Genomic DNA, 5,155 nt, shown 5'->3' with positions numbered 1-5,155 from the left:
GGTGTCGTCGTCGCTTGCTTATGCAGCTTGATGTCCATGAAGCCTTTCCTGAATAAATTGCTTGATGAGCTCACGAGAGGCTAACAAAGGGTAGCTTCGTTGTGAAATTTGATCATCCGGCACCCTACACCTAGCAGGGAAAGAGCGATTATTCGAGTCTTTGAATGGGTGCAGTCTAAAGCGGAGTTTGACTGCGTTATGCAGCGAGTGGCCCCCTCCGTTACAATAAATGAAATAGTTTCGAAAGATAAAGAATCTCGTAAAAAAGATGGTGAGAAAAGAGTATATAATTTCCTTGATATGGGTGGAGGGGAAAGAAGCGATCAGTTTCCTGAATTATCAAATATATATACTAGTTATTATAATAACGACCTTCGTAGAATTTATGATGACCTTCCTTGGGAGGCTCCCAAAGGTGGGCGTATGGTAAGAAATAGAGTAGTAGAGTACTTTACGCAAGTAGACCAAATCGTTGTGCCAGTATTTTATACGCCATGCAATAATTCAACCGAAATTATGTGTTTTTCTGAAGAAGACACAACTAGCATGGCTTGATTATCGAGGGTGGGTATACTGAGCCACCCTCGAGTATTAACTCTAATCTATCTCAGAATTTACGACACAACGGAAAGAAAATTCTGCTTGGAGAAATTTATCGCCTATATTAGGTGGCGCGTGATAACGCTCCATTGTTAGCTTTCCTCCCCAGCCTTGGCCAGGTGATATACCTCTCACTACTTTTTCATTTCCTTCGTCTGGCCCTCTGGGATTCTTTTGTGGGGAGTTGTTGTAATAATTATGCAGATACCAATCTGATACCCATTCGTAACCATTGTCGCCCATTTGGTACAACCCTATGGGGTTAGGGGGATACATATCAACAGGGTAAGGTGCAAGGCCACTCGAATCGCCAGCATTAGTTGCATCTCTTACTTCTTCACTTGTAGGAATGCTTTTCCCTTTCTCTAAAGTGCCTGTACTAGTACCATAGGGAATAAATTGACCGCCGGATCGTGCAGCATATTCCCACTGCGCTTCTGTTGGTAATGTAAATGGCAATGAAGTTTTCTCAGCTAGCCAACCGCAATATTTTTTAGCTTGATGCCAGTTTACACCAGCAGGCACATTATCCTGACGAAATCGCATTTCGTATTTGCTAGTGTTATTGATCTTCTCTTTACCCGTAGCTTGGGTATAAATATCATAGTCTGCGTATGTCACCTTAGTGGGTGACATATAAAACGTATCTAGTGTGACCTTGTGCAACGGCTTATTATCCTGTTCCGCGCTATAAGGTAACCCTTTGTTTCTACCTGTCAGGTTGGGATCGATGGGACCAAAATCTCCCATCTGAAAGCTGCCCCCTTCAACGCGAACGAGAGCATTTTTTGTCTGTTGAATCAAAGTATCAATAGAGTGCTGATTGCCCTCATCGGCATTGCCATAGTTACAAGCACTCATGCCTAAGGCAGATAAGGCCGTCAGAACGACTGCGTATTTCATAAAAACTCCAGCAATGATTTTCGCCCTATTATGCCACGAACAACGGCCTTGTCGGTGTAGGTCGGCTGGCAAATATCATCTCAGCGTAATGCGTAGCGTTTCTTCAGAAAAGCGTTTGTAACTCAACACCACCTTCGGGTATGACCCGCTGGGCAGGCTGATACGCGCGGCCAATGATGACAGCGAAACACGCTTCTACTTTGATGATGCCGATAATCTGATCGCGGAATCCCAGCAGCATCAGCTGCCCAACGGCCATCAGCTAAGTGCGGTGACGCGCCATACTCACGATGCGCTGGGCAATCGCGAGACCACAACGCTACCGGATGGTCAGCAGATCAGTTGGCTGCGTTATGGCTCCGGTCATGTGCTGTCGATGGCGTTGGACAATGAAGAATTGCTCGGCTTCGAGCGCGATGACCTGCATCGTGAAGTGCGCCGCCATCAGCGTGGGCGTGAAACGACGTCGCAGTATGATCCGGTCGGGCGTCTGATCGCCCAGCACAGTCAGCTGCAGCAGCGGGGCGCTGGGGTACAGGGCGTGGCAGGACAAGGCAAGACATCTGCCATCAAACGCCGCTGGCAGTACGCGGACAATGGTCTGCTGACAGCCACCGATGACAGCCTGCGCGGCACTACGCGTTATGGCTATGATGCCTTGGGTCGTTTGCGCCAAGCCGTTTCGCCGCTGCGCGCAGAGCACTTCGCGTTTGATCCGGCCGGTAATCTGGTTGAATCGGATCGCCAGGGGAGTGAGGCCCGTGACGGTACGCAAGCGACCCGCTGGACGCAGGAGCGCACGCGCGACGACCTGGATCACACCCCTGAATCGCGGGTACGCGTCGATTTCCCCAATGCGCCCAAGCTGTCCTCCGCGATGGGCAACCTGCTCAAACGCTATGCTGGCAACCACTATCACTACGACACCTATGGCAATCTGACACGCCGCATCGAGCCCAATGGCCAGACATGGCATTATCAGTACGATGCCGAGCACCGTATGGTCGAGGCCACCCGTTACGCCCAGGCGCCTGCCGCAGGTGATGGTGCAGCCCCTCTGACCCACGCGCGCTATGCCTACGACAGCATGGGCCGTCGTATCTGGAAGCAGGTGACACAGCAGGGCAATGCCCCAGAGCTGACCGTCTTCACCTGGGATGGCGATCTTTTACAAAGCGAAGAGAAATACCAAGGCCATCTGCCTGGCATGGCTTATGCGCCATTGCTCAAACTGAAGGTAGAAGACCCGTCTCGCTCCTACTCGGTGCCCATCGCACAGCGTCAACACACGCTTGGCCATCTGGCGAATGTTACTCCGTTGCGCCGCGTGAGCTATCTGTTTGAAGCCAATAGCTTCATCCCCGCTGCGAAGCTGGAAACGCACTTTGAGGCAATTGAACAACAGACCGGCACTGGCCAGTCTGGCGATATCCGCTATCAGCCCTCAGCGGCCGAGCTTTACTACTTCCAGACCGACCACCTCGGCACACCGCTGGAAGTCGCAGACAGCGACGGTAATCTCGTCTGGGTAGGGCAATACCGTGCCTGGGGCCAGCTCGAGCGCGCACAAGACGGTAACGGCGAACTCGCCAGTACCGATAATCCGCTGCGCTTCCAGGGCCAATACCACGATGAAGAAACCGGCCTTCACTATAATCGCTTCCGCTACTATGATCCCGTAGTCGGGCGCTTCACGACTCAAGACCCTATCGGCTTGATGGGCGGCGAGAACCTGTATCAGTACGCGCCGAATCCGACAGGGTGGGTGGACCCGCTGGGGTTGAGTAAGTGTGATTGTCCACGTGCTAATGCTTATTCAACTGCATATGAGATGAAGTTGGAAACCACATCCTACCCAGGAGTTTCACGTGGTCGTCATTTTCAAGAAGCAAATGAATCTCTTCTCAGGGATATTGAGGCATATAGTAACTTCTCAAGAAATATGCAAGATTTAGGTGTTAATATTGAAAGAACACCTACAGGCCTAGCACCTAGACGACCACCTTCAAATTGGACTTGGCATCATGAGTTAAATGAAGGTGTTATGAGACTGGTGCCTCGTGCACAACATACCCCAGGTAGTAAGTACTGGAAGGTCTTACATCCTGAAGGTTATGGTGGTTATTCTAAATGGGGGAAGTGACATGAAGTTAATAGATGTTGTTAGCGATCTTTCAAAGCTGGATGGTGATCACACTATTTATGCTGTGGAGCCATTTTCACCTGACTCTGAAGTTGTTGTAACCTTAGAGCCTGAGTCTGGTGAGTTACCTACCCAAGCCTTCTCTATTGATGCGAGATATTTTATAGAGGTATTTATTGCTTCTGATTTTATTGCTGATTGGAGTAATGGCTTAAGTAAGCTGCCGTCTCCTGAAGAAACTTGCCTTAGGTTGATAGAATATGCGGAAAAAGATGCATAGACCATAGTTAATGGAACTTTTATGAATTATGGTCATGCTTGGGTTGTTATAATCCTCAATCGACTAGTTGAGGCTTTACATTAAGAAGTATTGCTATCTTGCCTCCTGTATTTCCCTACTATAGGGGGCTACCAAAGGGTGGATGCAGGCTCTGAGTGCAACACCCTATTGAATTGAGGGTGGCGCTTCATTGTGCTTTGCCATCTGTTCATTCATCACCTCGATAGGGCATTTTGAGTCGAAGCGTTTTCGAGGCCGCATATTCAGCTCGAAGGCAATGGCATCAAGCTCTTCCTGACTGGTCAGTGACAGGTCCATTCCCTTGGAGAGGTACTGGCGAATCAGGCCATTGATATTCTTGTTGCTGCCTCTTTGCCAAGGGCTATGAGGGTCACAGAAGTAGATGGCGACGCCAGTATTTTGCGTGATAGAGCATGCTGGCCATTTCTCGCTTCTTATCATATGTCAGCTTGCCCGCAGATTCTGAGTGTAATACCTGAGCTTCCCTATAAGGTATTGTGCCCATGTCATCCTCAGAGCTCAGCGTTACCGATCGTGCGCACTTCCAAGAGGGAAATAGACAGTTACATGAGCACTTTTAAACTGATCCAAGTTTTGCTGATTCTATGAATAGCCAATATACAGGTATTGTACAGAGGGTAAAGCCAGGGGTTAGAGGAGCGCATTCTAGAGCAGCTCCTTATCCAGGAGAAAATGGTCTAACATGGCATCATCATCCCGAGAGGGAGGGGGTGATGCAACTTATACCCAGAGCACAGCATAAGGCAGGTGGTAATGTGCAGCATACCCTTCATCCAGGTAAACGAGGAGGGATGGAGAACTGGGGTGGCGGTCGTTGATTAACTTCGGAGAAGTCGAATGAGTATCAAGACGTATAGATTGATTGATGTTTTGAAGGGCACGGAAGGGTTAGGTGAGGATGATGCTTTATACTTGCCTCCTGGGCCTTGGGAAAAAGAAACTACATCTCTTACTTGGGATGTCGATGATGTCGACCCAGACGCTGATCCAGAGACAGCTAAGCAGCTTGGTATGAAGTATGTGATCATGATTCAGGATTTAGATGATATCGCAAAAAATTTAGAATCACAGATAGAGAATCCTAGGTTCTGTACGAAAAGTCGGCTCGTAGACAGCGGCGTATGCAAGCTACGCATACCATCGCATAAAAGCTACGGGCCAACTTCTCATATCGCGTCGCAATACGA

General features: G+C 49.1%; 5 protein-coding genes and 2 pseudogenes. 4 read left to right on the top strand and 3 right to left on the bottom strand.

Annotated elements, in window-relative coordinates; all coding sequences use genetic code 11:
• Positions 1-198 precede the first annotated feature (198 nt).
• The gene (locus tag CFN46_RS17515; RefSeq protein ID WP_141103688.1) at positions 199-555 is read left to right on the top strand and encodes a hypothetical protein; all 357 of its coding nucleotides are present in this window, start codon (positions 199-201) and stop codon (positions 553-555) included.
• 42 nt (positions 556-597) lie between these two features.
• Here CFN46_RS17515 and CFN46_RS17280 read toward each other — a convergent pair whose 3' ends face one another.
• Complete coding sequence (locus tag CFN46_RS17280; protein WP_088744276.1) at positions 598-1,503, bottom strand: SUMF1/EgtB/PvdO family nonheme iron enzyme; 906 nt, start codon at positions 1,501-1,503, stop codon at positions 598-600.
• Positions 1,504-1,774: 271 nt separating this feature from the next.
• Here CFN46_RS17280 and CFN46_RS17510 point away from each other — a divergent pair, with 271 nt between their 5' ends.
• Together CFN46_RS17510 and CFN46_RS17270 are read left to right on the top strand one after the other, a co-directional pair.
• Positions 1,775-3,646, top strand: a complete 1,872-nt coding sequence (locus tag CFN46_RS17510) for an RHS repeat-associated core domain-containing protein (protein WP_141103687.1) — start codon at positions 1,775-1,777, stop codon at positions 3,644-3,646.
• Position 3,647: 1 nt separating this feature from the next.
• Positions 3,648-3,926, top strand: a complete 279-nt coding sequence (locus CFN46_RS17270; protein ID WP_088744275.1) for a hypothetical protein — start codon at positions 3,648-3,650, stop codon at positions 3,924-3,926.
• A 165-nt stretch (positions 3,927-4,091) separates the two neighbouring features.
• On the opposite strand, the pseudogene CFN46_RS17265 reads toward CFN46_RS17270, so the two are convergent.
• Positions 4,092-4,395, bottom strand: a pseudogene (locus CFN46_RS17265) (IS30 family transposase); the annotation flags it as partial.
• A gap of 157 nt (positions 4,396-4,552) precedes the next feature.
• Here CFN46_RS17265 and CFN46_RS17895 point away from each other — a divergent pair.
• Positions 4,553-4,786: an HNH endonuclease gene (locus CFN46_RS17895; RefSeq protein WP_088744274.1), complete on the top strand. Its 234-nt coding sequence runs from the start codon at positions 4,553-4,555 to the stop codon at positions 4,784-4,786.
• Between the two features lie 263 nt (positions 4,787-5,049).
• Here CFN46_RS17895 and CFN46_RS17505 read toward each other — a convergent pair.
• Positions 5,050-5,155: pseudogene (locus tag CFN46_RS17505) on the bottom strand (IS5/IS1182 family transposase); the annotation flags it as partial.

The organism is Cobetia sp. QF-1, from assembly GCF_002213105.1.
GTDB classification, from domain to species: Bacteria; Pseudomonadota; Gammaproteobacteria; order Pseudomonadales; family Halomonadaceae; genus Cobetia; species Cobetia crustatorum.
The sequence above is the reverse complement of the archived record's forward strand: the minus strand, read 5'-3'. Positions and strand labels throughout refer to the sequence as shown.

Excerpts from the sequence above, each read along its gene's own strand:
- CFN46_RS17270 (WP_088744275.1), top strand. The coding sequence starts at position 3,648 with ATGAAGTTAATAGATGTTGTTAGCGATCTTTCAAAGCTGGATGGTGAT.
- CFN46_RS17280 (WP_088744276.1), bottom strand. The coding sequence starts at position 1,503 with ATGAAATACGCAGTCGTTCTGACGGCCTTATCTGCCTTAGGCATGAGT.
- CFN46_RS17895 (WP_088744274.1), top strand. The coding sequence starts at position 4,553 with ATGAATAGCCAATATACAGGTATTGTACAGAGGGTAAAGCCAGGGGTT.
- CFN46_RS17515 (WP_141103688.1), top strand. The coding sequence starts at position 199 with ATGCAGCGAGTGGCCCCCTCCGTTACAATAAATGAAATAGTTTCGAAA.